This window comes from Congregibacter variabilis, assembly GCF_045689235.1.
Taxonomy (GTDB): domain Bacteria; phylum Pseudomonadota; class Gammaproteobacteria; order Pseudomonadales; family Halieaceae; genus Congregibacter; species Congregibacter variabilis.
The window spans coordinates 2,599,351-2,624,912 of the sequence record NZ_CP136864.1 but is presented as its reverse complement, the minus strand read 5'-3'; the positions used below and the strand labels follow the sequence as shown (position 1 = coordinate 2,624,912).

The following is a 25,562-nucleotide window of genomic DNA, read 5'->3' as shown; positions in this document are numbered from 1 at the left end:
TGTCTCGTTGTCAGGATCGGAATCGGCCAATTGTAGCGCTGACTTGGCCTCGCCGGGAGCGGTGAAGCGGTGTCGCCGATTGCCAACTAGGAAAGTCCTTGAGAAACACTTCACTGACAAGCATGGGCTTATCAGCTACCTCAAAACAGGAGCGGCGGGCCCAGGCCTCTGTATCTTGATGGAGTGACTCTGGCAGATAGGGGGCATCGCCAGCTAACAACGCGATCTGAAATGGGCTGCGCCGCATATCGGGGCGTGAGAACAAAAACGCACCCAGGCTTTTGTTGTGTAAACGCCGCAGTCTCCGCAGTGGGCCATTGAGTGTGCTTATGGGAAACACCGAACGGGCATAAACCACCGCGTTGCTGTCCAGGCGCATGACGATCTGACGCACCATCGCGAGTTCCTTTAGCGGCATTTGCAGCAGTTTGCGTTCGTCCGGGCGTGGGGCTTCCCAGCACTGATGCCAGCGCTCCAAAGAAAACTGCTTACCAGTGTTGAGTAAATGCTGGGTCAGTGAGCCGTCGTCGAGCAGCCAGCTACGCACCGGTGCCAGTAACGCGGTGGACAGCTGTTCTTCGCGTCGCCAGTGCGGGACGCCTGCGTTGCGGCTTGCTTGCAAAATCATCGGGATCTAGCCGGTGGGGAGGCCGAGAATGCGTGATGTTTGTCTCGCATGCAAGCCGATTGCATGGGTTTTCAGTGCAATTGTATGACGTGTTAATCTTGCCGCCCGCCGGAAAAAACGCAGCAAAAAGAAGGAGCTCTTCAGCCATGCGCAAATGGGAATGTATCGTCTGTGGACTGATCTATGACGAGGCTAAAGGCTGGCCCGATGATGGCATAGCGCCGGGTACGCGCTGGGAGGATGTTCCCGAGGACTGGTTATGTCCTGACTGTGGCGTCGGAAAAGAAGATTTTGAGCTTCTCGAAGAGGCTGCACAGGACGATGCGCCGCACCATGAAACCCCCGGCGCCGAGGCGCAGCCCGCTCCCGTGGTGATTATAGGAACTGGGCTTGCCGGTTACGGTATTGCGCGGGAGTTTCGTAAGCACGACAGCGATACTCCCCTATTACTGATTACCGAAGACGATGGCCGGGCCTATTCCAAGCCTATGCTTTCTACCGGTTACACCAAGAACACCGATGCCGAGGCGCTTACGCAGAGCGATGCGGGCACCATGGGGGCTAATCTTAACGCCAGTGTCTGGACTATGACTCGTGTGCAGGCCGTGGATACCCAGCGCAAGGTGCTGCGTCTTGCTGACAGAGAAACCGAAGTGCATTACGCCGCGTTGGTTTTCGCTACTGGCGCCAGCGTGATTCGTCCTCCCCTGGGCGGCGATGCCCTGGAGCGCGTGTATTCTGTCAACGATCTAATGGATTACGACGACTTTCGTACTGCGATGCAGAGGCTTGAGGTCAAGCGCGTCGCAATTATTGGTGGCGGCCTTATCGGCTGCGAGTTTACCAACGACCTCCTCAATGGCGGTTTTGAGATCGATGTCATTGACCCCCTTGAGCATTGTTTGCCCACATTGCTGCCCGAGCCCTGTGCCCGCGCCTTGCAACGCGGACTCGAAGAAAAAGGCGCACGCTTTCACTTCGGTCCCCTGGTCACCGAGGTGAATTTTCCCGCGGGGAGCACCGACTATGTACAGGTCTCGCTCAGCGATGGTCGTATGCTCGACGCAGATATTGTGGTGTCCGCTGTGGGCGTACGGCCGAACATCGAGCTTGCCAAGGCTTCGGGTATAGCGGTCAATCGTGGGATCGTGACTGACCGACACCTCAAAACCAGTGCGGCCGATGTGTATGCCCTGGGTGATTGTGCCGAAGTAGATGGACACGTTCTGGTGTATGTGGCCCCGTTGATGGCGGCGGCTCGAGCGTTGGGCAAAACTTTGGCCGGTGAGCCCACCCAGGTGAGCTATCCCGCCATGCCTGTGACCATCAAAGTGCCAGCCTGTCCGACGGTTGTTGCGCCACCGGCGGTGAATGCCGACGGTGAATGGACTTTTACCGTGGATGGCATGAGTACCCGGGGAGAGTATCGCAATGCGGCGGGCGAGCTATTGGGCTTTGCGCTCACTGGCGATGCAACCAAGGAAAAGATGAAGTTGCAGAAGATGCTGCCACCGATTTTGGCCTGAGGCGCTTAAGCCGGCACTAAACGTTTGCAAACGCCTGACGGTCTCCGGCCCAGCGTCGGATAAGGGGTTGCACCGCCTGCGGCTGTGACACCTGAAGCTCTTCGGCAATGTTTTGAACCTCATCCAGCAGATGCTCGTGTTCTGGTAGCCGCGCGACGCGAAACTCCATAAGACCGGTTTGCCGGGTACCCAGCACTTCGCCAGGACCGCGTTGGCGCAGGTCTTCCTCGGCAATATAAAAGCCATCGTTACTTTCGCGCATGACCTGTAGGCGCGCTCGGCTTTGTTGGCCAAGAGGCGACTGGTACAGAAGCACGCAGTGACTAGCCGCACTGCCTCGACCGACCCGGCCCCGGAGCTGGTGAAGCTGCGCCAGGCCCAGTCGTTCGGGGTTTTCGATGATCATAAGCGTCGCATTGGGCACGTCCACACCGACTTCAATGACCGTTGTTGCCACCAGCAGTTGATATTCTCCGGCTTTGAAGGCACTCATCACCGCATCTTTTTCTTTCGCCTTCATGCGGCCATGAACCAGAGCGACGGCGATGCCGTCCAGTGCATCGGCTAGCTCGGCGTAGCTGGATTCGGCAGCCTGCGCCTGAAGCGTATCGCTGTCTTCTATCAAGGTGCACACCCAGTACACCTGGCGACCATCGCGACAGGCGTGGGCCACGCGCTCGATAACCTCATCGCGACGTTGATTGTCGATGAGCACTGTACCGACCGGCTGCCGTCCCGGCGGCAGCTCATCAATGATTGAGCAGTCCAGGTCGGCATAGGCGACCATTGATAGAGTCCGGGGGATTGGCGTTGCGGTCATGATCAGCTGATGTGCCCGCGACTCCCCGGTGGTCTTTTCACTCAGCGCCAGGCGTTGATGGACCCCAAAGCGATGCTGCTCGTCTACGATCACTAAGCCTAGGCGTGCAAATTGGACTCCCTCCTGAAACAGCGCGTGGGTACCGATCACAAGGGAGGCTTCACCGTTTGCGATGGCCGCCAGTGCCTGCTCACGTTTTTGTCCTTTCACGCTGCCAGCGAGCCACATTTGCGTGATGTTTAAATCAGAAAACCAGTTGGCAAAATTACGACGGTGCTGTTCTGCCAGCAGCTCTGTGGGCGCCATAACGGCAACCTGATAACCGCTGGCAATGGCAAGCAGTGCTGCTGCAGCTGCAACAATGGTCTTGCCGGAACCTACATCGCCTTGCACAAGACGCAGCATTGGCTTGGCTGTTGCCAGGTCTGTGGTGATTTCTTTGATCACGCGATGCTGCGCGTCCGTCGGGGTAAAGGGTAGTGCTTCAATAAACCGTTTGGTGAGCCCCTGCCTATCTTCGAGGATGGGGGCCGCGCGCTCCCGGCTTTTGGCGCGGAGCTCCCGCATAGACAGTTGATGTGCCGTGAGCTCTTCCAGAGCGAGACGCAGCTGAGCCGGGTGCGAGCCGTCGCGAAGCGCCTGCAGATCAGCACCCGGCGGAGGGCGATGTAAAAACCGTAAAGCAGAGCTCAGGCCATAGTCATTTTTGCGTTTGGGCAATAGCTCCGTAGGGGGATTCTTCGCCAGGATCAGCAAAGCCTGGTCGGTTAGTTTACGCCACTGTCCCTGGCTAATCCCCTCGGTGCTAGGGTAGATGGGCGTCAAAGAGTCTTCGTTTTCGCTGTTGCCAAAACTGCGGCTGTACTCGGGATGGATCATCTCGGCTTGCTGTGCTCCGCGCCGTACCGAGCCAAAGCAGCGCAGGCGATCGCCTTTTTGCAGTGCGTTTTTCTGCGCCATGGAGAAATGGAAAAAACGCAAAGTAGCGATACCCGTTCCGTCCTGAAGTTTTATCAGCAGTGAACGCCTTCGACCGCCACCGCTCACACTTACCAGAGCGATTTCTCCCTCGATCACCACCTCAGTGCCGTCTTGCAGCGCCCCGATGGGCGTCAGTTTTGTTCGGTCCTGGTAGCGCAGCGGAAGGTGGAACAGCAGGTCTTCTACACTGCTGATGCCGTAGTTTCGAAGGCGTTCTGCCAGCTTGGGTCCTACACCGCGCAAGGACTCCAGGCTTTGTGTAACAATTTCATTCATAGCACTGACGGCACCTGGCCGCAGAACGATAACGTCAAAACCCCGGGGGAGACAGAATTGTGCAGCGTAAAACGATAGCCATAGTCGGCTTTGGTGATCTCGGTGAGCGTTTGACCGGCTTGCTGCCACCGACGAGCTGGCACTGTGTTGGACTGCGCCGTAGCGCTAACGCTGTGCCGGCGGGTGTCGAGAGTATTGCGGTGGATCTTCGTGATGCCCGCAGCCTTTGCGTGCTCGAGCGATTGCAGCCGGACGCAGTGGTCGTTGCGCTGAGTCCTGCTGATCGCAGTGCCGCTGGATATCAAGAGGGCTTTGCGGGCGCTATGGAGGGCATTATTGCGGGACTTGGGGAACACCGCCCGAGCCGCGCATTTTTTGTCTCCAGCACCCGCGTATACAGTGAAACTGCCGGTGCCTGGGTCGATGAGAGTAGCGCTACCGCCGATGACGACCCGCATGCCAAGGCAATTCTTCTTGCCGAACAACGGTTTCTTGCAGCCATTGACACAGGCATCGTGCTGCGTGCCGCTGGGCTGTATGGCAGCGGTCCGGGTCCCTTGCTCAAGCGAGTGGCTGCGGGGACCTTGTCTCCGGCCCAGCCCCTGCGCTATGGCAATCGCATTCATCGCGATGACGTGGCGGGTTTCATGGCCGCCGCGCTGGCGGGAGAGCTGACGCTGAGCGATCGAATCATCAACCTGGTGGATGACGCTCCGGCCCCGCTGCAGGAACTGGAAGCCTGGCTGTGTACTGAGCTTGGCATCCCGTACGTACCCCCGAGTCCTGCAACGCTTACACAGGCACCGGCGCACAAGCGTATTGGCAATGCCCGGCTGCATGCCAGTGGATATACGCTGCAGTATCCCGACTATCGAACCGGCTATGGGGCGGTGCTCCATCGCTGGATGGCGCACTCAGAGCGCGAGGATGGCCTCGATCTCCACTGATACACCTTTGGGCAAAGCGGCCACCTGAACACAGGCTCTGGCGGGGTAAGGTTCATTGCAGAAGGTTTCCATTACTGCATTTACCGCAGCAAAGTCCTGCATGTCAGTAAGAGAAATATTGATCTTCACCGCATCGTCCAGGCTACCGCCCGCAGCTTCAGCCACCGCTGCCAGATTGCTAAATGCCTGGGTAGCCTGAGCGGTAACATCGCCCTCAACGACCTCCATAGTCGCCGGGACCAGGGGAATCTGCCCCGACAGCCAGACGGTATTACCTACTTTGACTGCCTGAGAATAAGGACCCAGAGCTTCGGGGGCCTGGGGAGTAGCGATAATGGCGCGATTACTCACGGTTTGCTCCTGTTGTTTGTAAGTACAGCCGCAGCTGTTAGTTGCGCACGCGGCTGACTCGCCGCACGCTGTCAATGCTTCGAAGACGTCGCATGATGCGGGCAAGGTGTACCCTGCTCTCTACGTGTAGATCCAGATCGACATAGGTGAACTGATAGTCTTTGTCTGTGGAGCTTATTTTGTCGATATTCACGTTCATGCTGTTAATACGTGTCGCTATGGTGGCAATGGCTCCTCGACGATTTTCGGTCTCGATCCGAAGCTCTGCGAGGAACTCTCCTTCAACCTGATCATCCCAACGTAGAGGAATCCATTGTTCAGGCTTCTCGCGCATATCCGCAAGATTGCGACAATTCGCGCGATGCACGATAACTCCGCGCTCGGAGCTGATATAGCCGGCTATAGAGTCACCCGGTAAGGGCCTGCAGCAGCGGGCGTAGCTGACCATAAATCCTTCGGTGCCGCGAATTGCCAGGGGTGTATCGCTGCCGGGTTGAGGTGTAGGACCCTCGGTGTTTGTTTCTCCGGCAAGTTGCGATGCCACGACACCGGGTAAACGTTTCCCCTGGGCCAGTTCTGCCAGTAGCTCATCCAGAGTGCCAAGTCCTGCACTTTCCAGGTAGTTGTTCAGGCGTGCCTCGGATAATTCCGTGATGTTCAGTTCAAAGCCAGCCAGGGACTTGTCCAATAGCCTGCGACCCAGAGCGACGGCGTCTTCCTGGGTCTGGTGTTTGAGGTAATGGCGAATGTTACTGCGCGCCTTGGCGGTAATCGCATAGTTAAACCATGATGGATTAGGGCGGGCGCCGGTGGCTGTGATCACTTCTACGGTCTGGCCACTTTGCAGGGGCTCAGACAGGGGTGCCAGGCGTCTATTAATTCGACAGGCAACGCAGGTGTTACCCAGTTCGGTGTGCACGGCGTAGGCAAAGTCCACCGCTGTCGCACCCCGGGGCAATTCCATGATGCTGCCTTTGGGCGTGAAGATGTAAATCTCATCGGGGAAGAGATCAATCTTGACGTTCTCGATGAACTCCAGGCTGTTCCCTGCGCGCTGCTGCATCTCCAGAAGGCCCTGTACCCACTGTCGGGCCCGCGCGTGAGATCCGTTAACGGTGTCCGAATCGGTCTTATATAGCCAGTGCGCCGCAATGCCGTTGTTGGCCATGTCTTCCATCTCACGGGTGCGAATCTGAATTTCGATAGGCACGCCATGCATACCCATGGTCACGGTGTGCAGTGACTGATAGCCGTTGGCCTTGGGTATCGCAATGTAATCCTTGAACTCTCCGGGCACGGGTTTGTACAGCGAGTGAATACATCCAAGCACGCGGTAACAGCTGTCTACAGAATCCACGACCACTCTAAATGCATAGATGTCCATAATTTCTGAAAAGGACTTCTTTTTGGCGCGCATCTTTTTATAAATGCTGTAAAGGTGTTTTTCTCGTCCGATGACGGTGGCTTCGTAGCCATCCTGCGCCAGAGCGTTCTCGATCTGGCTGCGCATCTTGTCCACCAGCTCCATGCGGTTGCCGCGAGCGGCACGGCGAGCCGCTTCGATTCTGCGTGCGCGCATGGGATAGAGCGCGCTGAAGCCCAGATCTTCAAACTCCATACGTACGGAATTCATCCCCAGGCGCATGGCAATAGGTGCGTATATATCCAGAGTTTCTTTGGCTATGCGTCGGGCTTTGGCGGTGGGCAACACGCCAAGGGTGCGCATGTTGTGCAGTCGATCTGCGAGTTTCACCAGAATCACGCGGATGTCCCGGGCCATGGCCAGGGCCATCTTCTGGAAGTTCTCGGCCTGTTTTTCTTCGAGGGTGTCGAATTCAATCTGGGTGAGCTTGCTTACACCGTCAACCAGTTCGGCAACCGATTCACCAAACTGTGACTCGATGGCACCCTTGTCTATGCCGGTATCTTCAATGACGTCGTGCAGCATGGCGGCCATCAGGCTCTGATGATCCATGTGCATTTCGGCGAGAATGCCGGCGACGGCCAGGGGGTGCGTTACGTAGGGTTCACCGCTGCGTCGTTGCTGACCAAAATGAGCTTGTTCTGCATAATAGTAGGCGCGTCGTACGAGCGTGCTTTGCTGTTCGTCCAAATAGGACCGCAGGTCGGCATCGAGAGAATCAATGGTCTGCATGATATGTCGCGGCTCTTACCGCGAGGGCCGCCAGAGTTCGAGGTGACTCTTGGGCGAGTCTGAAAGCAGCGTGCTACAGGTCGTGTAGCCGCTGCAGTCATTCAGGAGCTTAGAAGCTTTCGCTTGCACCCATCACTTCGGCGAGTTCTTCCTCGGCGTCCAGCTCGTCTTCACGATTGAGCATGTCCGGTGTCACCAGGCCTTCGGCGATTTCGCGCAAGGCGATCACAGTGGGCTTGTCGGACTCTTCCTGTACCAGAGGCTCTTTGCCGCCGGTCGCCAGTTGACGAGCTCGCTTGCTCGCAACCATGACCAACTCAAAACGGTTGTCTACGGACTCGAGGCAGTCCTCTACAGTTACACGTGCCATATTTCTTCCCAACAATAAGTTTCAGTAAGCTCTCAAATCAGCCCACTGGACTGGTATTGAGTCGGGACGCACGAACGTGAGCACCGAAAAGCCGGCCATTATAGCCCAAAGCCTTTGCTATATGCGCGCTCAAAATCGGTAATCTTGCGTGTCCCGGGCAGCTTTGTCGCTGCAGTGCAGACCTTTATTCGAGCAGCGCTTTAAGCTGTGCGCTGTGGCGGTGAGCCTGTTTCTCGGTCTGCAGGCGCTGGGACCGAACTATCGCCTGCAGCTCGAGCAGGGCTTCGTCAAACACGTCGTTGATCACCAGGTAATCGGCCTCGACGTAATGTGACATCTCGGACACTGCGGCGGCCATGCGCCTCTCGATGGTATCCATGTCGTCCTGACCGCGCTGGCTTAGGCGATCGCGGAGGGCTTTTTCTGAGGGCGGCAATACAAATATAGAGCAGGTCGCGGGCAGTAAGCGCTTTACCTGGCGTGCTCCTTGCCAGTCAATTTCCAACATGACATCAGCGTCTGATGCAAGCTGATCTTCTACAAATTTCTGGGAAGTTCCATAAAGATTCCCAAAAACCTCCGCATATTCCAAAAACGCGCCTTCATTGAGCATGCTCTCAAACGCGGAGCGATCACAAAAATTGTAATTCACGCCATCGGTTTCACCGGGCCGAATTGGCCGAGTGGTGTGTGATACGGATACCTGCAGGCAGGGTTCGGCGTCTACCAAGGCCCGCACCAGGCTGGTTTTGCCAGCGCCGGAGGGAGCGGAAATAGTAAACAGTGTGCCGGATTGTTGTTGCATGTCGATGTCGGTCCCCAGTTTGGGTCTGGCTGCGGCAAAACGCAGATTACGGTAGCACGAGCTTTTTTGCGACTGTATTTGGCTGCGATTTACTCGATGTTCTGAACTTGCTCACGCATCTGCTCGATGAGTACTTTTAATTCGACGGCACTTTGCGTAGTGCTGCTTGTGGTCGCTTTTGATGACAGAGTATTGGCTTCGCGATTGAGTTCCTGCATCAAAAAATCAAGGCGTCGCCCGCAGGGACCACCTTTGTCCAAAATTCGCGTGGTCTCGTCGATGTGTGCTTCCAGGCGATCAAGTTCTTCTTCCACATCAGCTTTTTGCAGGAGCATAACCAGTTCCTGCTCTATGCGACCCTCGTCCAGCGGTTGTTCAAGCTCATCCAGGCGCTTACGCAGTCGTTCTTCCTGTCGGTTGCGCAGTGCCGGGAGAGCCAGGCGAAGTGCTTCTACCTCTTTGCCAATCCCTGCCAAGCGGCGGCGTAGAAATTCTTCCAGATGCAATCCTTCCCGCGCCCGGCTCTCCTGCAGGTTCTGCAGCGCGGATTCAAAAACCCGAAAGGCGGCTTGTTGTACTGTCGACTCCTCCAACTCCTGTGCCTGACAGACGCCGGGAAATTGCAGTAGCTCCAGAGTGTTCGGCGCGCTGGCATCGGCCGTTTGCGCACGTATCTGGTCAAGTGCCTTGAGCAGTGATGCCAGACGCTCAGGGTTGACCTCCAGGGAGTCTTTATTCGCAGCGTCGACCACGCGGATATGGCAATCCAGCTTGCCGCGTTTCAAGGTCTTGGCAAGCCCATCGCGAAGCTTGGGTTCCAGAGCCCGAAGACTATCCGGGAGCTTGAAGTGACAGTCCAGATAACGATGATTGACGCTGCGCAGCTCTACTACCAGTGTGGTAGGCGCTGAGGCGGTCTCCCGGGCGAAAGCGGTCATACTGTGCAGCGTCATTTAGCGGGTCCTTAGTACTAATTGGAGCGTATTGGCGGTCGGCTTTGCCTCAGCCGATGTCTTGGCAGCGTATACTGCGCGCTTTCATGTAAACAAGGAATTTCCCAGATGCCAAGACCCAGTGGGCGGGCTACCGACCAACTGCGCGACATTTCCATTCAGCGCCAATTTACCTGCCACGCCGAGGGCTCAGTTTTAGTGAGCTTCGGTGATACTCGTGTGATTTGTACTGCGAGCGTTGAAGACAGCGTTCCGCGCTTCTTGCGTGGTAAGAACTCGGGTTGGATCACCGCGGAATATGGAATGCTGCCCCGCTCTACGGGCTCGCGTATGGGCCGGGAGGCCGCCCGAGGGAAACAGGGTGGTCGTACACAGGAGATTCAGCGGCTGATCGGTCGTTCTCTTCGCGCTGCGGTAGATTTGTCAAAGCTGGGTGAACACACCATCACCCTGGATTGCGATGTGATTCAGGCAGACGGTGGCACCCGCACCGCATCGATTACCGGTGCTTTTGTTGCGCTTGTCGATGCCATCAATGGACTTCAGCGTGACAAAAAAATCAGTACAGACCCCCTGCGGCATTTCGTCGCATCTGTTTCGGTGGGCGTGTATCGAGGAGAAGCGGTACTTGATCTCGATTACATAGAAGACTCTAAAGCGGATACCGACCTGAACGTTGTCATGGCCGAACATGGCGAGTTTATTGAGGTGCAGGGAACCGCTGAGGCGGCGCCTTTCTCACGTACGGAGCTTGATCAGATGCTGAATCTGGCCAGCGGCGGTATTTCTACACTCATCGAGCGTCAACGCGAGGCCCTGGCAGCAGGCTGAGCCTTAGTCTGGCTTTACAGGTCGATATCGTAATCTATGATCACCGGCGCATGGCGGGAGAAGCTATCGCCGGTGTAGATTGCAGCGTGTTCTACGCTGTATTGAAGTTCTTCAGAGATGATTTGCAGGTCAATTCGCCAACCGTCCTCGCCACGTTCTTGCGGCCAATAGGTGTAAGCATCGCTGTCAGTACTCACCTGTCGGAACGCATCTCGATAACCATTGTCGAGCAATTCGTCTATCCACTGACGTTCTTCTGGAAGAAAGCCTGAGCGATTGCTGTTTTCGGCACTGTTTTGCATGTCGGCTGCGGTGTGGGCGATACGCCAGTTTCCACAGATCACGAATTTGCGGCGTTTGTTGCGCACCTTCTCAAGATGAGCGCCCAGCAAAGAGAAAAACTCGTTTTTGGTCGTTTGCTCTTCAGTGGCGCAATCACTGGCCACCGGTGCCAAAAGACAGCCGATAGAAAGCTCGCCGTAGTCCGCCTGGATGTACCGACCCTGCATATCAAAATCCGCAAAACCCAGGCCAGTCATAATGGCCTTGGGCAGCGTGCGGCAATAGATAGCGACCCCGTTATCTTTACCGTTTACGTCGTCAAAAAAGTAGGCGTTGTAGTCGCTGGGGAAGAAGACATCATCTTGCAAGTCGTATTCAGAACAGCGGATATCCTGAATGCAGATGAAATCGGCGTCCTGACGGGATAGCCAGTCGTAAAAACCCCGTTTGGCGGCTTCACGCAACCCATCTGCGCTGAAGCTGATGATTCTCATTGCGAACCTCTAATGTTTCGAGGCGCTATGATACAGAAACGGCAGATGACAGAATACACTCACAGCGTAACTTTCCATTCATTGTCTGGACCCCTCATGAAAGCCTATCAACGCGACTTTATTGACCTGGCGAGACGCTGCGACGTTTTGCGATTTGGTGATTTCACATTGAAATCAGGGCGCCAGAGTCCTTATTTCTTCAATGCAGGCGCTTTTGACAGTGGAGCGGCGCTTGCCGCTCTGGGCCGCCATTACGCGCAGTGCATCGTAGATTCCGGCGTAAAGTTTGATGTTCTGTTGGGGCCGGCTTACAAGGGTATTCCCTTGGCGACCACCACTGCTGTGGCCCTGGCGAATAATCATGGCCTTGATGTTCCCTTTGCCTACAACCGAAAAGAAGCCAAAAGCCACGGCGAAGGTGGAGTTTTAGTGGGTGCGCCCCTGCGTGGACGGGTTCTGGTGATTGACGACGTGATTACCGCCGGCACGGCGGTTGCCGAGGTTATCGACATGATCAGCGCCGCCGGCGCGGAACTTGCCGGGGTGGTGATCGGTCTTAATCGTCAGGAGCGGGGACAGGGAGAGCTCTCTGCCATTCAGGAAATAGAGGAGCGCTGGAAGGTGCCGGTATACAACATCATCGCTATGCAGGATCTCATTACCTATCTGGAAGACGAGACTGTAAGCCATGGCGAGGTGCCCGAGGGGGCGCTATCAGCGCTGAGAGCTTATCGGGAGCAGTATGGTGTGTGACTTGTGGTGCATCACCGGCGAGCCTATATTACGCAAATGATGGTTTTTCGTAGCAAATTTTTTCTTGTCGGACTGATATTTTTTATCGGCCTGATGGCACTGCAGGCGTCTGCCCAGAGTCGGCAGATGTACCGTTATATCAACGCTGAAGGTAATAAAGTCGTCGGTTATCAGGTACCACCGGAGTTCGTGGCCAACGGCTACGATATACTCAGTGCTACCGGTGCTTTGGTAGCGGTTGTGCCCAGGACCTTGGCCGATGGCGAGCGCGAGGGTCTCGACAGCGAAGCCAGACGAGAGCGCGAAGCGACCGAAGAACGTGAACGACTGCGCCGTTGGGACGAGTCCTTGCTTCTGCGCTATAGCACTATTGAAGATATCGAAGCTGCCCGGGACCGGGAGCTTCGAGACCTGCGTATCCGCGTGAGTATTCTCAAAGGCAAGTTGCGTTCTCTCAAGCAGCAGGTAGAAAATTACCAGGCGCTTGCGGCAGACCAGGAGCGTCTGGGCAACGCGGTGAATGTTGAGCATCTATCAGCAATTGATGATCTACAGACCGAGATTGCAGCCACTGAGCGCGCTGTGAGCGACCGTCAATTGGAGATTGCGACAGTAGAGGCTAATTACCAGAAAGATATGGAGCGGTTTGCTACGCTTTTGGATGTTGTAGAAATGCGCAACTCGATGTCCGCGGCAGAGAATTAGACCGGTTTTAGCAATGCTGATTCCACAGCAGGTGTAATCCCCCGCCTATTGCGAACTCGCTTCTGGCTGCCTTGGAGTCACACTCTGGGTTGTAGAAGGTACTTCCTTAAAAAAGTCTTTCATTAAATACGAGAACTGTTGCTCCCAGCCGGCGCTCGGGCTGCGTTTGAACTCACTCCGTACGAATTGGGAAATCCGACCTTCTGCGCAGGCAAGCAACAGGTTAGCCGCTTCGGGCAAGGCCAGCATTGGCCGCAAACTTTCGCGTAATTCCGCTTCTCTGAGAACCTGGCGAATTTGTGTTTCGACCCGCTCCAGTACTTGATTAACCCTGTGGCGTAGGCGTTCGGTTTCTCCGGTTAATGCTTCGCCGGTGAGTACACGGCTGATGCCCGGGTTGCGCTCAGCAAAGGTAATGAGCAGGTATAGGATGTGATTACAGCGCGCCGTAACGCCCTCCTCTTCCTGCATTATCAGTGTTATGCGCTGAAACAGCGTGTCTTCTATGAACTCAATGAGTTCCTCGAACATCTTGGCTTTACTGGGAAAGTGTCGATACAGCGCTGCTTCAGAGACTCCAACCTTGGCAGCCAGACGGGCCGTGGTTATTCGGTCGCCGGGGTTGTCTTCCAGCATTTGCGCCAGGGCCTCTAGTATCTGCTGACGGCGCTGGACATTTCTCGGCATAGGAGGCTCATAAATTGGCTAGAACAAGCATCCTAGCGATTGCCCTGCATCGGGGCAATACGCCACCGCAAAAGTGTTGCCCCTAAATGCCTAATCTTCGCCGCGAGGGGTAATTTTGGTTCCCATGCCCTCGTCTGTGAAGATTTCCAACAGCACGGCGTGGGGGACGCGACCGTCAACAATGTGTGCCGAGGCGACCCCGGACTTCACCGCTTCCAGTGCACAGCCAATCTTGGGAAGCATCCCGCCGTGAACGGTGCCATCGGCAATCAACTCGTCCACCCTTGCCGTGGATAGTCCGGTAAGTACGGCGCCGGTGGCATCGAGTAGACCCTCGACATTTGTCAGGAGCATCAGCTTTTCTGCCTGCATGACCTGGGCTATTTTGCCTGCGACAAGATCTGCATTGATGTTGTAGGTGTTGCCCTCGTCATCGGCGCCTATGGGTGCGATCACGGGGATGAAGTCACTGTCGAGGATGACATCGAGAATCTCCCGGTCGATCTGCTGCACTTCACCAACCTGCCCAATATCAATAATCTCCGCTGCGTCTAACCCGGGCGTGTGTCGGGTGACTTGCATGCGCTGGGCGCGGATCAGTCGGCCATCTTTTCCTGATACCCCAATGGCTTTGCCGCCATTTCGGCTGATCGATGAAACGATCTCTTTATTGACGCTACCTCCCAGAACCATTTCAACAACGTCCATGGTTTGAGAGTCAGTCACACGCATACCGTCGATAAACTCACTTTCGATACTGAGTTTTTTAAGCAAGTCACCAATCTGGGGTCCCCCGCCGTGGACGACTACCGGGTTCATACCCACCAGCTTCATGAGCACGATGTCCCGGGCAAAGCTTTCGTGCAGCGCCGGGTCGACCATGGCATTCCCGCCGAACTTCACCACAATGGTGCGGCCGGTAAAGCGCTGAATGTAGGGTAGGGCTTCGGTGAGAACGCGCGCAGCGTTCATGGCGGAGTCCGGTGTGAGCGACATGTTGGGTCCTTGGGTTGAGGCCTGGGGCGAGGCCTCTTAAAATGGCATCGTAAGATCCGGTGCTACGGCCGCGAGCTGTTCTCGAAACAGCGTCCGGATTCTTTCGAGTCCCGCTTCATCACCGGCCTCAAATCGTGCGGTGAGTGCTGGCCCTGTATTGGAGGCTCTCAGTAATCCCCAGCCGTCCTGAAAATCGACTCGAAGGCCGTCGAGGTTGTTGGGTTTTCCATCAGCGAAGCGGGCAGAATCAATGAACTTCTGCATCATCGCGAACTTTTCATCGTCGGGTACGGGAATCAAAATCTCAGGGGTGCTCACCGCAATAGGTAGATCGGCAATAAAGTCGTCGAGGTTCTGATCCTGAGACGACAGTATCTCTGCCAGGCGGCCGGTGGCGTACATACCATCGTCGAAACCGTACCAACGTTCGCCAAAGAAAATGTGCCCGGAAAACTCGCCACCCAGCAACGCTCCGGTCTCCACCATCTTTTCTTTCATCAATGCATGACCGGTCTTCCACAGCACCGGGCGCCCACCAAGACCGGTGATGAGCTGGGCCAGATTGCGGCTGCACTTCACGTCGTAAACCACGTCCGCACCGGGGTTTCGGGTCACCACATCTCTGGCAAAAATCATCATGAGTGTGTCGCTGCGAATGATCTTGCCCGCGCCCGTCACCACCACTAGCCGATCGCCATCACCGTCATAGGCGACGCCAAAGTCGGCGTCATTAGAGACGACTTCTCTTACCAGTGCACTGAGGTTGTCCTCGTTGCTGGTATCGGGGGAGCGATTCGGAAAGCGTCCGTCGACTTCACAAAACAGTGGAATGACCTCACAGCCAAGCTCCTCAAGAAGCGCCGGGGCAATGTGTCCCGTGGCACCGTTGCCCGCATCGACCACAATTTTCAGGGGCACTGCGATGGCGATATCACTGACTACCTCGTCCAGATACTCGCTCACTACGTCACGCTGAATCAGGTGCCCCGTGCCCTTACTGAAGCGGCCGGTCTGGGCGATGTTGCGAATTTTTTCGATGGTGCCCTCAGCAATAGTCTGCCCTTTCAGCACGATCTTCATTCCGTTGTATTCAGCCGGATTGTGGCTGCCGGTGATCATGACGCCGGACTTTGCTTCCAGTAAAGAGGTCGCAAAATACAGTAAGGGTGTGGGCACCAGACCGATGTCTATCACGTCCCTACCTGCCTGCAATATCGCCTTCTCCAAAACGCCTTTGATGCGGCTGCTACTGGCTCGTCCGTCGTAGCCAATGCACAGTGTCTGCTCACCCAGTTCCCCGGCGATAGTGGCAATGGCGCTCCCAATACGGAATACCGTTTCATCATCCAGGTCGCTGTCTGCGATGCCGCGGATGTCATAGGCGCGGAAAATATTGGGCGGTAGGCCACGGGTAGCTGGCCCTTCCACCGATGTCATGGCGGTATTGCTCGATCCTGCTGTGCGCGTATCTACTGCAGGAACGATATTACTGGTGTTGCCCATGCGGGCCCGACGCAAGGTTAGTTTTCTCAGGTCTTTGGCCAGAGGCACCAGTTGTGGAATATGCACGTCCAGAGCTGTGCGGTGCTCTGCGCCATCAACGATGCGTGAAATTTCGCTTTCAAGTGCTTTGCTACTTCGTTGCAGCGCCAGGAAAAATCCGGCCAGACAACAGGCCAGGACCAAAGCCAGAATTTCGTAAGGTGGGCGTACGTGGCTGCTGACTTCATCGATGAGCGTCGCTGATGGAGTAAACAGAATGCGCCAGGGGGTTTCGTCGATATCGGCTCTGCTGGCATTAAATGTCGCGCCTGAGCCCTGGCTGGCGATCCGAATATCGCGGTCTACACCTTCGCTGTAGACCCGCTGCTCCAGAACAAATTCGCCGATCATGCCCTGAGGGTAGCTAAGCATGGCTTCGAGCGTGCTCGCATCAACCGTTAGCAGTACAACGGCCCGTCGGGAGGGCAGGCGCGGATGGGTAGTCACCTGTGCGAGAGATGCCAGCCACTGACCTTCAAATTGATAGGCCTCGGGTTCCGCAGGCTCGTTGTTGCTGACACGTCTGACCAGGTCAACTTCGATGTGGTTGCGAAGGCCCTCAAAACCGCCCGCGAGGTCAGCCGTCCCCATGTCGCTCAGGGGCAGCAGCCGAAGGCTTACTGCCTCAGGGAAATAGTCCAGCATTGCCTGTTCGACCAGACGTATATCTGCCGGGTTTTGTTCGGCAATAGCTTGGAGTGCCAAGGGAGAGCGGACCGCTGAATCTACCCGGGATCTGAGCGTTGCAATTGAGTCCCCGATATAGCGTGCCTGTTGCGCTGCATAGCCGTCGGAAGCCTGTTCGATAAGTGCGGATTTCTGAGCCGGAGCCTGGAGTAATGCCAGGTACGCGATCGCCAGCAGAAGAGGCACCAAAACGACGGCAAAGCCTGTAAGGAGCGATGCGCGTAGCATGTTGCCCTGCGCATTAACTCCATGGCTACTGCGCTGTTCATCGGTGGAGACTTTGCCCGGTAGTGATTTGCTGTTTCCGGGGAGTTTAAGCTTCATCTGTGAGGTCCCTAGCGTCTGCCGAGCAGGGCGCGTTTATTGTGTGAGCTCATAATAGACGCTCGAGCGCCGAACTGGAATCGGTGGCTGTTATCAGTAATTCTGCGTTAGACCTGCCGAAGTTTGGCGATCTGCGCAATAACGATACCTGCAAGAACATCTTTCGAGCACTGCTCTACATCAAGTTCACCGTTGCCATTTGCATCTCGCCATAGCAATAACGCCGCGTTGTTTTCACTGTTGAATCCAATACTGCTGTCGCTGACATCGTTAGCAACGATCATACTCAGCCCTTTACGCTCAAGCTTGCCCAAGGCGTGCTCCCGCAGGTTCTCCGTTTCTGCCGCAAACCCCACGCTAAAGGGTTTGGCTGCATGACCGGCTACAGTCGCCAGAACATCCGGGTTCCTGGTGAGCTTTAGAGACATCTCTTCACTGGATTTTTTGATTTTTTGTTCCGACTCGATCAGGGGGCGATAATCGGCCACAGCGGCACAGCCGATAAAAATATCGCAGTGCTCCACCAGCTCCATACAAACATCCAGCATTTCCTGTGCGGTGGTCACCGAACGACAGTCCGCGCGCTCCGGTACGGGGATCGCCACGGGCCCCGAAACGAGTTGCACACTGGCACCGGCATCGATTGCAGCGCGGGCAAGGGCGTAGCCCATTTTGCCGGAGGAGTGATTGGAGATGTATCGAACGGGGTCCAGCGGCTCCCGTGTGGGTCCGGCGGTAATCACCACCCGCTGACCCGCCAAAGCACCACTTTCAAATAACGATGCGGCATGTTCCACAATGGCCATCGGATCCAACATCCGCCCGGGTCCAATATCACCGCAGGCCTGTTCGCCACTGTCCGGTCCGGCAAAATGAATGCCCCGGGTAGCCAGCGTCGCCAGATTGTCCTGCGTAGCAAGGTCCTTCCACATTTGCTGGTTCATCGCCGGAGCCAGCAACATCGGTGCAGCTGTGGCAAGGGCCACCGTGGTCAGCAAGTCGTCCGCGCGCCCTGCTGCAAGGCGAGCGATGCAGTCCGCGGTCGCCGGGGCAACCAGCATAAGGTCTGCCCAGCGAGCCAGTTCAATATGCCCCATTCCCCGCTCAGCTTCTTCGTCCAAGAGACTGTGGTGCACGGTGTGCCCCGACAGCGCCTGGAGTGTCAGGGGTGTGATGAACTCCTGCGCGCCGCGCGTCATGATTACGCGCACTTCTGCCCCCGAATCCTGGAGCTTGCGCACCAGCTCAGCTGATTTGTAAGCGGCTATTCCGCCGCAAACGGCCAGAAGTATCCGACGATTGTTTAGATGTCCCATTAGCTCACATACCTTGGGAAAATAAGGCTCGGCGGACGATAACATTTGCGCCTGTGGATGACACGGGCTGCACTGCGATCAAACACTCAGGGAGGAGTGGGCTATGTCATTTTGCGGAGCATTGCTAAGCGAGTCTGTGCGCGACAAGTTACTGGGCCGTGGCGCAGCGGCGCTCTCTGATGCTGAGTTACTGGGGCTGCTTTTGCCTCGGGGCAGCGCCACAAAGTGCCTTACTCAGCGTGCTGCTTTGCTACTGAGGCGTCCCGAGGGGCTCGCGGGTTTATTCGCTGCAGACCAGCGGGAGCTACTTGAAGAGCCGGGCCTGGGGCCGGCCACGGTATCGCGTTTGTTGGCGGCTCGGGAGCTTGCAAGACGTTGTGCACAGCAGCCGCTAACGCAGCGCGATGTGATGAGCAGCCCTCAGCGCACGCGTCTGTTCCTGCAACATCATTTGGGTACGCGGTCCCGAGAGGTGTTTTGTTGTCTGTTTCTAGACTCTCAGCATCGGTTATTGCGCTGTGATGACATATTTTTGGGTACGCTTGATGGTGCAGCTGTATACCCAAGAGAGGTGGTAGTTCGCGCTCTGCAATACCGGGCAGCCGCACTGATTCTTGCGCATAATCACCCCTCCGGAATCACTCAGCCATCGGCTGCAGATCGCAGGATTACCGAGCGTTTGCGTGATGCGCTTGCCCTGGTGGACGTGCCGGTGCTGGACCACGTGATTGTCGGGAGGGGTAAGTGTTACTCCTTTGCAGAAGCCGGTTTGATTTAGGCGCAGATCGATTGCCTTTCTTGACTCTCCGAGCGCTTCGACCCCGCTCTACTCGAGCTGCTCGCGCATCTCCATCGGCCCCCGGGTTTTAAACAGCGCGCTCGACGGACGCTCGAGCAAAGCGGCGTCGAACCGCCACCCTTAGTCATGACATGTCACTGCTGGCACAACCATCTCAATCTAGACCTGACTAGGCGAGGCGGGCGGAAGTCCTTTGAGCGTCCGTCGAGCGCGCCTAACAGTGCTGAGGCTCTGCTGGAGATGCGCGAGCAGCTCAAGGGGCTGCCGTCTGTCTCGCCGACTCAAAGGCTCGGCGGGGTCGAAGCGCCGAAAACGTCTACCAGGTTCAGGAACGACGACCCGGGAAGTCAGCGATGAACTTAACTTTATCCCCCGTCTTTGCTTGCCCGGCGGGGGTGCTTCTGGTATAAAGTCGCGCTCCGCGAATTGGGGAGCTTCCCTTAATACACCCCAAAACGCGTAACTTATTGAAAATTAGTGCTTTTGCCTGAGTAAGCAACCATCACATGGTGCTTAGCAGCTCGGGTCCAGCGAGGAAATCATGGCCAGAGTCTGTCAGGTCACCGGTAAGCGACCGGTAACCGGTAACAACGTATCCCACGCAAAGAACCGCACGCGTCGCCGGTTCCTGCCTAATTTGCACCAGCATCGTTTCTGGGTTGAGTCCGAAAAGCGCTTTGTGCGCTTGCGTGTCTCAAGCAAGGGCATGCGCATCATCGACAAGAAAGGCATCGAAACCGTTCTTGGCGAATTGCGAGCACGTGGCGAAAAAGTCTGAGTACGCAGCGCGACTCACTTTCAAAGATTTGAAGAGGTAGCATCATGAGAGAAAAAGTTCGCATGAACTCCAGCGCGGGTACCGGGCATTTTTACACCACGGACAAGAACAAGCGCACCACTCCCGACAAGCTGGAAATGAAGAAGTACGATCCCGTGGCTCGTAAGCACGTGATGTATAAGGAAGGCAAAATTAAGTAAGTTTTGTTGTCCCGCTGTCGTCTGAGAGTCAGACACGGCATCTATAAAAACCCTGGCAATTGCCGGGGTTTTTTGTACCTAAAGCTTTTTGTTCCCAAAGATAAGCCAGGGAGTCGCGCCCATGCCTGAACTACCTGAAGTCGAGACGACTCGTCGAGGCCTGCGTGCCCACAGCGAGGGTCGTCGTGTCGTCGCCGTCACACTTAGAGACACCCGCTTGCGTTGGCCCGTGCTTTCGTCTCTGCCAGAGATTCTCCACGGGCAGGCCATTCTTGCGTTGGAGCGTCGTGCAAAATACCTGCTGTTTCGCATGGATCGTGGAACCCTAATCGTGCATCTGGGTATGTCTGGTTCACTGCGCGTACTCCTGGAGCCTCAGACTGTCGCTAAACATGACCACATCGATATAAAGCTCGATAGCGGGGCCGTGCTGCGTTACAACGATCCGCGACGCTTTGGAAGTTTTCAGTGGTTTGCCACCGGCGAGCCGCTCGCGCCTCTGGCTAAGTTGGGTCCAGAGCCCTTATCGCAGGACTTCGATGGCGGGCGCCTCTTTGAGCTCTCCCGGGGACGTAAACTTGCGATTAAGCCATTCATAATGGATGGCGCTACGGTTGTTGGCGTCGGTAATATTTACGCTAGTGAGGCGCTGTACCTTGCAGGAATACGTCCGGACCGCGCGGCAAAACGCGTATCCCTGGCGCGCTACGAGACCCTTGCCGGGCACATAAAGCAAGTACTTACTAACGCTATAGATCAGGGTGGTACTACGCTTCGTGACTTTGTAGGGGGTGATGGCAAGCCGGGGTACTTCGCCCAGCAGCTGTATGTCTACGGGCGCGCAGGAGAGCCTTGTAAGGCCTGCGGGAAGGCGTTGAGAGACAAAGTTATCGGTCAGCGGGCGAGTGTTTATTGCATAGCCTGTCAGCGCTGATCTGGGTACACTTGGGGAGAGCTCAAACAGCCCCTATTGCGGAGGAAACAACGTGTTAGCTCAGATACTGCAAGTAAAACGTCAGATTGGCCTGGTCCTTGTCGCGCTATTGTTGGCGCCGTCGGTGTTTGCCCAGAGTTCTATTGATGAAAAGCCAAATGCTTTCGCCATGGCCGGTGATCTCGTTGTGGCGCGTCCCATTGGCCTTGTCATGACTGCTGTAGGCGGTGCTGCCTTTATCATCTCTTTGCCGTTTACCGCTTTGGCGGGTTCGGTATCCGAGTCAGCTGAAAACCTTGTGCTTGGCCCGGGAAAAGAAACTTTTGTGCGCTGTCTTGGTTGCAGGGTTTCTGGATACAGCTACAAGGACGCGGAACGCCGACGCGCCCGTAAAGCAGAGGAAGCCGAAGCAGCTGCTGCCCAGCCAGAGCAGTAAGCTCCGGCACAGGTTCTGCCCGGCTGATTAAAGCCTCTTAGATTAGTTCGGGAACTTCCGTGCTAGTGCCGCGCTAACGTTGCCCGGCACAAAGGGAGTGATATCTCCCTGCAATGCCGCGATTTCGCGAACCAGCGATGACGATATGTATGACAGGTGTTCGCTGGGGGTGAGAAAGATGCTCTCGAACTCGGGATACAGTGCCCGGTTCATATTCGCCAGCTGGAACTCATATTCAAAGTCAGCCACCGCGCGCAGCCCCCGCAAGACGCAGCGCGCATTCTCGCTGATGGCAAAGTCGGTGAGTAGGTTGCTAAACCCTTTTACCTCCACGTTTTTGAACCCCGAAAGAGCGTCGGAACACAGAGCGACGCGCTCATCCAGATCAAATAGCGGTGTTTTTTTCTCGCTAAACGCGATGGCGACAACGACGCGATCAAACAACTTGGCGGCGCGCTCAACAAGATCTATATGCCCGTTGGTAATGGGATCAAAGGTCCCGGGATAAATAACAGTTTGATTGTCCACACGGTGCATCCGACTGAGAGGGAGCAGGGATACTAAACAATCGCCACCCCCCTCTCAATCAGGGGGACTCTCTGCGATAGAGTTCGTAGATCACCCCCGCGCTCTTTTTGCTTCGATATTGTTCCCAGTTCGCTGGGATATCGGGGTTTTGGGACGGCGCATATTCCAGATAAATCAGCGCGTCCTTGCTCAGTAAGGGGCTGTTTGTGAGCTGATTCAAAGCGGTCTCCAGGAGGTTGCTGGCGAAAGGGGGGTCGAGAAACACCAGATCAAAGGGCTCTTCTCCGGCTCGGGCCAGAAACCTTGTCGCGTCCTCCTGAAGAACCTCGCCACGAGAGCCGGCTTGCAGAGTTACCAATGCGTCCCGCAGTAGATGAGCGGCAGGTGCCTGGTTCTCAACAAACTGGCAGTACGCTGCACCTCGCGACAGAGCTTCGAGTCCCAATGCCCCGGTGCCGGCAAACAGGTCCAGACAGCGCGCTTCGACTATGTCCGGGCTGAGCCAGTTAAACAGTGTTTCGCGAATTCGATCTGTAGACGGGCGCAGACCGGCAAGATTTGCCACAGGCAGCTTTCGGCCCCGCCACTGGCCGGCGATAATCCGTAGCTGCCCTGTCCCTTTTGTTGCTCCCAAGAAGATACTCCCATCGCAGCTTGAATCCCCGCGATGATACGATAGACACCCGATGACAACACACGCCGGAGTCGAAGCTTTTTAGTGATGAAGTTTTTCCGATCCAAGCCAGAAGAAGCCAAAGAAGATGTCCCGCCGGATGTGTCGCAGGTGCCCGCGCCCGTCGATTCTGAGCCGAGTGAGGATGACAAGGACCCTACCGGCCCCGGCTTTTTTGGTCGTTTGAAGCGGGGCCTGGGCCGTACCAGCGACAGTTTGGCTGCCGGTTTTGGCAATTTGTTTTTGGGTCGAAAAACCATCGATGCTGATCTACTCGAGGAACTTGAATCACAGCTTCTTATGGCAGACGTGGGTATCGAAGCCACCAGTGAAATCATTGCCCACCTCACAGACCGGGTGTCGCGCAAGGAGCTGTCTGATCCAGAGGCGCTGATGCAGGGCCTGCGGGAAGAGCTCCAGAGCATTTTGCAGCCCTGCGAGAAAAACCTTGATGTGAGTACGGGTGCGCCGTTTGTGATTCTCATGGTCGGTGTTAACGGGGTAGGTAAAACCACGACCATCGGCAAGTTGGCGCGACGCTTTCAGGAAGAGGGTCGCTCGGTCATGTTGGCTGCGGGCGATACATTTCGCGCCGCCGCGGTGGAGCAGTTACAGCACTGGGGGGAGCGGCACGATATACCGGTGATCGCGCAGCACACCGGCGCTGATAGCGCCTCAGTGATTTATGACGCCTTACAGGCGGCCACCGCCCGGGGCGTCGACGTTCTTATTGCGGATACTGCGGGGCGGCTCTCCAATAAAAGCCACCTGATGGACGAACTGAGTAAGGTGGTGCGGGTGATGGGCAAGCTCAACCCCCAGGCGCCTCACGAGGTGATGCTCGTGCTTGATGCCGGTACGGGACAAAATGCGCTCTCGCAGGCCTCGCAGTTTCGCGATGCCGTGGGGGTCACGGGGCTGACGCTGACCAAGCTCGATGGAACAGCAAAAGGCGGCGTTATCTTTGCTATCGCCAGACGCCTGGGGCTGCCCATTCGTTTTATTGGCGTTGGAGAATCTGCTCTGGACCTTCGTCCCTTTGTGGCCGAAGAGTTTATACAGGCGCTGTTTGATCGCGATTGACCTATGCCATGATCAGCTTCGAGCGTGTCAGCAAACGCTACGACAACAGCCACGATGCGCTGCGCGAGGTCAGCTTTTCTATAGATCAGGAGGAGCTGGTATTTCTCACCGGTCATTCTGGTGCCGGTAAGAGCACTCTCCTTCGACTGATTATGCTTATGGAGCGGCCCAGTCGCGGTCGTGTGGTTGTTGCCGGCGCTGACCTTGGTAAGTTCCGCCGGGGGAGCATTCCCCGCCATCGGCAGTCTATTGGGGTAGTGTTTCAGAACCACAAATTGCTTATGGACCGTCCGGTTTTTGACAACGTGGCGCTACCTTTGCAGATCGCGGGTTTTGAGTATCGCGATATTAATCGTCGGGTAAACGCTGCGCTGGATAAAGTGGGTTTGCTGGACCGGGTTCAGGCCATGCCTCTGGCCCTGTCCGGCGGAGAGCAGCAGCGTGTGGGTATTGCCCGCGCCGTGGTTGGTCGGCCTTCTATTCTTCTGGCAGACGAGCCCACCGGCAACCTTGATCCGGAGCTGTCTGCAGAGATCATGCAACTGTTTGTGGACTTCAGTCGCGTGGGTGTGACGGTGCTCATCGCCAGCCACGATCTGGCCCTGATCTCGCGCTTGCGACATCGTATTCTGACCTTGAAGGATGGCCGCCTGGTGTCTCCTGAGATCACTATTGATGGCGCGTAAGTCCGCTAAATCAGCAGGGGGCAATGCGCGGCCCCGACGCATTCGCTGGGTGCAGCGCTGGCGCGGCTGGCGTCGGCACCATAGCCAATCCGCTGCGGAAAGTCTGGCCAAGGTGCTGCAGCAACCCGTTTCAAGCGCTATGACCTGGTTGGTGATTGGTATTGCCATCGCCCTACCCAGTGGGTTGTGGGTGGTGCTGGATAACGTGGCGCAGCTTTCGGCGCACTTGGACCGGCCGGCGCAGCTGTCGGTATTCCTGCAAATGGATGCACAGCCCGAGGACGCCCGGAGCCTGGCCCTGACTCTGGCGCAGCGTGATGATGTGAAAAGCGCGAAGTTTATTGACCGTGATCAGGCGCTGGCAGAGTTTGTGGAGCGCTCGGGCATGGGTGAGCTTGCTCAGGGCCTCCCAGAGAATCCGCTGCCGCATTTGCTCCTCATTGACCCGGTAGCTGCAGCGCCGGAAGCGCTGGGAGCTCTTCGTGCTGAGCTCGAAGAATTGCCTGCTGTACAGGAGGCGCTCCTCGATACCTTGTGGTTGCAACGTTTGCAGTCCCTGATGACACTCGGGCGTCGCTCCGTTCAGTTGCTTGCTGCCTTGCTGCTGGCCGCTGTAGTACTGGTGTTGGGAAACACCATACGCCTGGCGATCGAGAGTCGCCGCGACGAGATTGTGATCGTCAAGCTAGTGGGTGGCTCGGACGCCTTTGTGCGCCGTCCGCTGCTGTACACCGGGCTATGGTTTGGTTTGGGTGGTGGTGTAGTAGCCGCTATCCTTGTCAGCTTGGGCACGCTGTTACTTGAATCGCCGGTGAATGCCCTGTCCGCTGCTTATCAGAGCACTTTTGCTCTTCAGGGCCTGGGACTCGTCAACAGCCTGCAACTGGTTCTGCTGGGCGCACTGCTGGGCCTTACTGGCGCCTGGCTCGCGGTGGCAAGACACCTCAAGGCGATAGAGCCGCGCTGAGTTAGACAGGCATTCGATATAACAAAATAGAATAAGCGATAGGGTGGAG

The 25,562-nt window shown here is 56.3% G+C and carries 27 protein-coding genes; 13 read left to right on the top strand and 14 right to left on the bottom strand.

Annotated elements, in window-relative coordinates; genetic code table 11:
• Positions 1-10 precede the first annotated feature (10 nt).
• Entirely contained in the window at positions 11-628 is a 618-nt protein-coding gene (locus R0135_RS11590; protein ID WP_407347013.1) for a chorismate--pyruvate lyase family protein, read from the bottom strand.
• A 146-nt stretch (positions 629-774) separates the two neighbouring features.
• Here R0135_RS11590 and R0135_RS11585 point away from each other — a divergent pair, with 146 nt between their 5' ends.
• Complete coding sequence (locus tag R0135_RS11585; RefSeq protein ID WP_407347012.1) at positions 775-2,154, top strand: FAD-dependent oxidoreductase; 1,380 nt, start codon at positions 775-777, stop codon at positions 2,152-2,154.
• A gap of 16 nt (positions 2,155-2,170) precedes the next feature.
• Here R0135_RS11585 and recG read toward each other — a convergent pair whose 3' ends face one another.
• Positions 2,171-4,231, bottom strand: a complete 2,061-nt coding sequence (gene recG, locus R0135_RS11580; protein ID WP_407347011.1) for an ATP-dependent DNA helicase RecG — start codon at positions 4,229-4,231, stop codon at positions 2,171-2,173.
• A gap of 59 nt (positions 4,232-4,290) precedes the next feature.
• Between recG and R0135_RS11575 the strand changes: the two genes are divergently transcribed.
• Positions 4,291-5,178: an epimerase gene (locus tag R0135_RS11575; protein ID WP_407347010.1), complete on the top strand. Its 888-nt coding sequence runs from the start codon at positions 4,291-4,293 to the stop codon at positions 5,176-5,178.
• Here R0135_RS11575 and R0135_RS11570 read toward each other — a convergent pair.
• The 5 genes from R0135_RS11570 to R0135_RS11550 form a co-directional block, all read right to left on the bottom strand.
• Entirely contained in the window at positions 5,146-5,529 is a 384-nt protein-coding gene (locus R0135_RS11570; protein ID WP_407347009.1) for a RidA family protein, read from the bottom strand. The genes R0135_RS11575 and R0135_RS11570 overlap by 33 nt on opposite strands.
• Before the next feature lie 37 nt (positions 5,530-5,566).
• Complete coding sequence (locus tag R0135_RS11565) at positions 5,567-7,684, bottom strand: RelA/SpoT family protein (RefSeq protein ID WP_407347008.1); 2,118 nt, start codon at positions 7,682-7,684, stop codon at positions 5,567-5,569.
• A gap of 109 nt (positions 7,685-7,793) precedes the next feature.
• On the bottom strand, positions 7,794-8,054 hold the full coding sequence (gene rpoZ, locus R0135_RS11560) for a DNA-directed RNA polymerase subunit omega (RefSeq protein WP_407347007.1): 261 nt from the start codon (positions 8,052-8,054) through the stop codon (positions 7,794-7,796).
• A 184-nt stretch (positions 8,055-8,238) separates the two neighbouring features.
• Positions 8,239-8,859, bottom strand: a complete 621-nt coding sequence (gmk, locus tag R0135_RS11555; protein ID WP_407347006.1) for a guanylate kinase — start codon at positions 8,857-8,859, stop codon at positions 8,239-8,241.
• A gap of 89 nt (positions 8,860-8,948) precedes the next feature.
• The gene (locus R0135_RS11550) at positions 8,949-9,812 is read right to left on the bottom strand and encodes a YicC/YloC family endoribonuclease (protein WP_407347005.1); all 864 of its coding nucleotides are present in this window, start codon (positions 9,810-9,812) and stop codon (positions 8,949-8,951) included.
• A gap of 108 nt (positions 9,813-9,920) precedes the next feature.
• Here R0135_RS11550 and rph point away from each other — a divergent pair, with 108 nt between their 5' ends.
• The gene (rph, locus tag R0135_RS11545; protein WP_407347004.1) at positions 9,921-10,643 is read left to right on the top strand and encodes a ribonuclease PH; all 723 of its coding nucleotides are present in this window, start codon (positions 9,921-9,923) and stop codon (positions 10,641-10,643) included.
• Positions 10,644-10,657: 14 nt separating this feature from the next.
• Here the strand turns inward: rph and R0135_RS11540 are convergent, their stop codons facing one another.
• Complete coding sequence (locus R0135_RS11540) at positions 10,658-11,419, bottom strand: exodeoxyribonuclease III (protein ID WP_407347003.1); 762 nt, start codon at positions 11,417-11,419, stop codon at positions 10,658-10,660.
• 96 nt (positions 11,420-11,515) lie between these two features.
• Here R0135_RS11540 and pyrE point away from each other — a divergent pair, with 96 nt between their 5' ends.
• Together pyrE and R0135_RS11530 are read left to right on the top strand one after the other, a co-directional pair.
• Positions 11,516-12,172: an orotate phosphoribosyltransferase gene (gene pyrE, locus R0135_RS11535; RefSeq protein ID WP_407347002.1), complete on the top strand. Its 657-nt coding sequence runs from the start codon at positions 11,516-11,518 to the stop codon at positions 12,170-12,172.
• Between the two features lie 36 nt (positions 12,173-12,208).
• Positions 12,209-12,877, top strand: a complete 669-nt coding sequence (locus tag R0135_RS11530) for a hypothetical protein (protein ID WP_407347001.1) — start codon at positions 12,209-12,211, stop codon at positions 12,875-12,877.
• Between the two features lie 45 nt (positions 12,878-12,922).
• On the opposite strand, the gene slmA is transcribed toward R0135_RS11530, so the two are convergent.
• The 4 genes from slmA to coaBC all read right to left on the bottom strand — a co-directional run bounded on the left by slmA (position 12,923) and on the right by coaBC (position 18,429).
• Positions 12,923-13,564 (bottom strand): nucleoid occlusion factor SlmA, encoded by a 642-nt coding sequence (gene slmA, locus R0135_RS11525; protein ID WP_407347000.1) that lies wholly within the window; start codon positions 13,562-13,564, stop codon positions 12,923-12,925.
• A 90-nt stretch (positions 13,565-13,654) separates the two neighbouring features.
• A complete protein-coding gene (gene argB, locus R0135_RS11520; RefSeq protein WP_407346999.1) occupies positions 13,655-14,560 on the bottom strand; it encodes an acetylglutamate kinase in 906 nt (301 codons plus the stop codon).
• 36 nt (positions 14,561-14,596) lie between these two features.
• Complete coding sequence (locus tag R0135_RS11515; protein ID WP_407346998.1) at positions 14,597-17,113, bottom strand: phosphomannomutase/phosphoglucomutase; 2,517 nt, start codon at positions 17,111-17,113, stop codon at positions 14,597-14,599.
• 107 nt (positions 17,114-17,220) lie between these two features.
• Complete coding sequence (coaBC, locus tag R0135_RS11510; RefSeq protein WP_407346997.1) at positions 17,221-18,429, bottom strand: bifunctional phosphopantothenoylcysteine decarboxylase/phosphopantothenate--cysteine ligase CoaBC; 1,209 nt, start codon at positions 18,427-18,429, stop codon at positions 17,221-17,223.
• Between the two features lie 103 nt (positions 18,430-18,532).
• On the opposite strand from coaBC, the gene radC reads away from it, so the two are divergent.
• The 5 genes from radC (at position 18,533) to R0135_RS11485 (ending at position 21,576) form a co-directional block, all read left to right on the top strand.
• Positions 18,533-19,207, top strand: coding sequence for a DNA repair protein RadC (radC, locus tag R0135_RS11505; RefSeq protein ID WP_407346996.1), 675 nt, complete (start codon positions 18,533-18,535; stop codon positions 19,205-19,207).
• Positions 19,208-19,769: 562 nt separating this feature from the next.
• Positions 19,770-20,006 carry a 50S ribosomal protein L28 gene (gene rpmB, locus R0135_RS11500; protein ID WP_407346995.1) on the top strand — a complete coding sequence of 79 codons (237 nt, stop codon included), beginning with the start codon at positions 19,770-19,772 and terminating at the stop codon, positions 20,004-20,006.
• Between the two features lie 44 nt (positions 20,007-20,050).
• The gene (gene rpmG / locus R0135_RS11495; RefSeq protein WP_008293439.1) at positions 20,051-20,206 is read left to right on the top strand and encodes a 50S ribosomal protein L33; all 156 of its coding nucleotides are present in this window, start codon (positions 20,051-20,053) and stop codon (positions 20,204-20,206) included.
• 121 nt (positions 20,207-20,327) lie between these two features.
• Positions 20,328-21,140: a bifunctional DNA-formamidopyrimidine glycosylase/DNA-(apurinic or apyrimidinic site) lyase gene (gene mutM / locus R0135_RS11490; RefSeq protein ID WP_407346994.1), complete on the top strand. Its 813-nt coding sequence runs from the start codon at positions 20,328-20,330 to the stop codon at positions 21,138-21,140.
• 52 nt (positions 21,141-21,192) lie between these two features.
• Positions 21,193-21,576 carry a hypothetical protein gene (locus tag R0135_RS11485; protein WP_407346993.1) on the top strand — a complete coding sequence of 128 codons (384 nt, stop codon included), beginning with the start codon at positions 21,193-21,195 and terminating at the stop codon, positions 21,574-21,576.
• A 42-nt stretch (positions 21,577-21,618) separates the two neighbouring features.
• On the opposite strand, the gene coaD is transcribed toward R0135_RS11485, so the two are convergent.
• A complete protein-coding gene (gene coaD / locus R0135_RS11480) occupies positions 21,619-22,113 on the bottom strand; it encodes a pantetheine-phosphate adenylyltransferase (RefSeq protein ID WP_407346992.1) in 495 nt (164 codons plus the stop codon).
• Positions 22,114-22,162: 49 nt separating this feature from the next.
• Complete coding sequence (gene rsmD, locus R0135_RS11475) at positions 22,163-22,738, bottom strand: 16S rRNA (guanine(966)-N(2))-methyltransferase RsmD (RefSeq protein WP_407346991.1); 576 nt, start codon at positions 22,736-22,738, stop codon at positions 22,163-22,165.
• A gap of 87 nt (positions 22,739-22,825) precedes the next feature.
• Between rsmD and ftsY the strand changes: the two genes are divergently transcribed.
• From ftsY to ftsX, 3 genes are read left to right on the top strand one after another with little or no spacing between them, the layout of a single operon-like run.
• On the top strand, positions 22,826-23,860 hold the full coding sequence (ftsY, locus tag R0135_RS11470) for a signal recognition particle-docking protein FtsY (protein WP_407346990.1): 1,035 nt from the start codon (positions 22,826-22,828) through the stop codon (positions 23,858-23,860).
• An 8-nt stretch (positions 23,861-23,868) separates the two neighbouring features.
• Positions 23,869-24,546, top strand: coding sequence for a cell division ATP-binding protein FtsE (ftsE, locus tag R0135_RS11465; RefSeq protein ID WP_407346989.1), 678 nt, complete (start codon positions 23,869-23,871; stop codon positions 24,544-24,546).
• The gene (ftsX, locus tag R0135_RS11460) at positions 24,536-25,513 is read left to right on the top strand and encodes a permease-like cell division protein FtsX (protein ID WP_407346988.1); all 978 of its coding nucleotides are present in this window, start codon (positions 24,536-24,538) and stop codon (positions 25,511-25,513) included. The genes ftsE and ftsX overlap by 11 nt, the downstream gene beginning before the upstream one ends.
• Positions 25,514-25,562: the final 49 nt, after the last annotated feature.

Bases quoted from the DNA above. Each gene is read 5' to 3' on its own strand.
- R0135_RS11590 (WP_407347013.1), bottom strand. From the start codon at position 628: ATGATTTTGCAAGCAAGCCGCAACGCAGGCGTCCCGCACTGGCGACGC.
- R0135_RS11585 (WP_407347012.1), top strand. From the start codon at position 775: ATGCGCAAATGGGAATGTATCGTCTGTGGACTGATCTATGACGAGGCT.
- recG (WP_407347011.1), bottom strand. From the start codon at position 4,231: ATGAATGAAATTGTTACACAAAGCCTGGAGTCCTTGCGCGGTGTAGGA.
- R0135_RS11565 (WP_407347008.1), bottom strand. From the start codon at position 7,684: ATGCAGACCATTGATTCTCTCGATGCCGACCTGCGGTCCTATTTGGAC.
- rpoZ (WP_407347007.1), bottom strand. From the start codon at position 8,054: ATGGCACGTGTAACTGTAGAGGACTGCCTCGAGTCCGTAGACAACCGT.
- gmk (WP_407347006.1), bottom strand. From the start codon at position 8,859: ATGCAACAACAATCCGGCACACTGTTTACTATTTCCGCTCCCTCCGGC.
- R0135_RS11550 (WP_407347005.1), bottom strand. From the start codon at position 9,812: ATGACGCTGCACAGTATGACCGCTTTCGCCCGGGAGACCGCCTCAGCG.
- rph (WP_407347004.1), top strand. From the start codon at position 9,921: ATGCCAAGACCCAGTGGGCGGGCTACCGACCAACTGCGCGACATTTCC.
- R0135_RS11540 (WP_407347003.1), bottom strand. From the start codon at position 11,419: ATGAGAATCATCAGCTTCAGCGCAGATGGGTTGCGTGAAGCCGCCAAA.
- pyrE (WP_407347002.1), top strand. From the start codon at position 11,516: ATGAAAGCCTATCAACGCGACTTTATTGACCTGGCGAGACGCTGCGAC.
- R0135_RS11530 (WP_407347001.1), top strand. From the start codon at position 12,209: ATGATGGTTTTTCGTAGCAAATTTTTTCTTGTCGGACTGATATTTTTT.
- slmA (WP_407347000.1), bottom strand. From the start codon at position 13,564: ATGCCGAGAAATGTCCAGCGCCGTCAGCAGATACTAGAGGCCCTGGCG.
- argB (WP_407346999.1), bottom strand. From the start codon at position 14,560: ATGTCGCTCACACCGGACTCCGCCATGAACGCTGCGCGCGTTCTCACC.
- R0135_RS11515 (WP_407346998.1), bottom strand. From the start codon at position 17,113: ATGAAGCTTAAACTCCCCGGAAACAGCAAATCACTACCGGGCAAAGTC.
- coaBC (WP_407346997.1), bottom strand. From the start codon at position 18,429: ATGGGACATCTAAACAATCGTCGGATACTTCTGGCCGTTTGCGGCGGA.
- radC (WP_407346996.1), top strand. From the start codon at position 18,533: ATGTCATTTTGCGGAGCATTGCTAAGCGAGTCTGTGCGCGACAAGTTA.
- rpmB (WP_407346995.1), top strand. From the start codon at position 19,770: ATGGCCAGAGTCTGTCAGGTCACCGGTAAGCGACCGGTAACCGGTAAC.
- rpmG (WP_008293439.1), top strand. From the start codon at position 20,051: ATGAGAGAAAAAGTTCGCATGAACTCCAGCGCGGGTACCGGGCATTTT.
- mutM (WP_407346994.1), top strand. From the start codon at position 20,328: ATGCCTGAACTACCTGAAGTCGAGACGACTCGTCGAGGCCTGCGTGCC.
- coaD (WP_407346992.1), bottom strand. From the start codon at position 22,113: ATGCACCGTGTGGACAATCAAACTGTTATTTATCCCGGGACCTTTGAT.
- ftsY (WP_407346990.1), top strand. From the start codon at position 22,826: ATGAAGTTTTTCCGATCCAAGCCAGAAGAAGCCAAAGAAGATGTCCCG.
- ftsE (WP_407346989.1), top strand. From the start codon at position 23,869: ATGATCAGCTTCGAGCGTGTCAGCAAACGCTACGACAACAGCCACGAT.
- ftsX (WP_407346988.1), top strand. From the start codon at position 24,536: ATGGCGCGTAAGTCCGCTAAATCAGCAGGGGGCAATGCGCGGCCCCGA.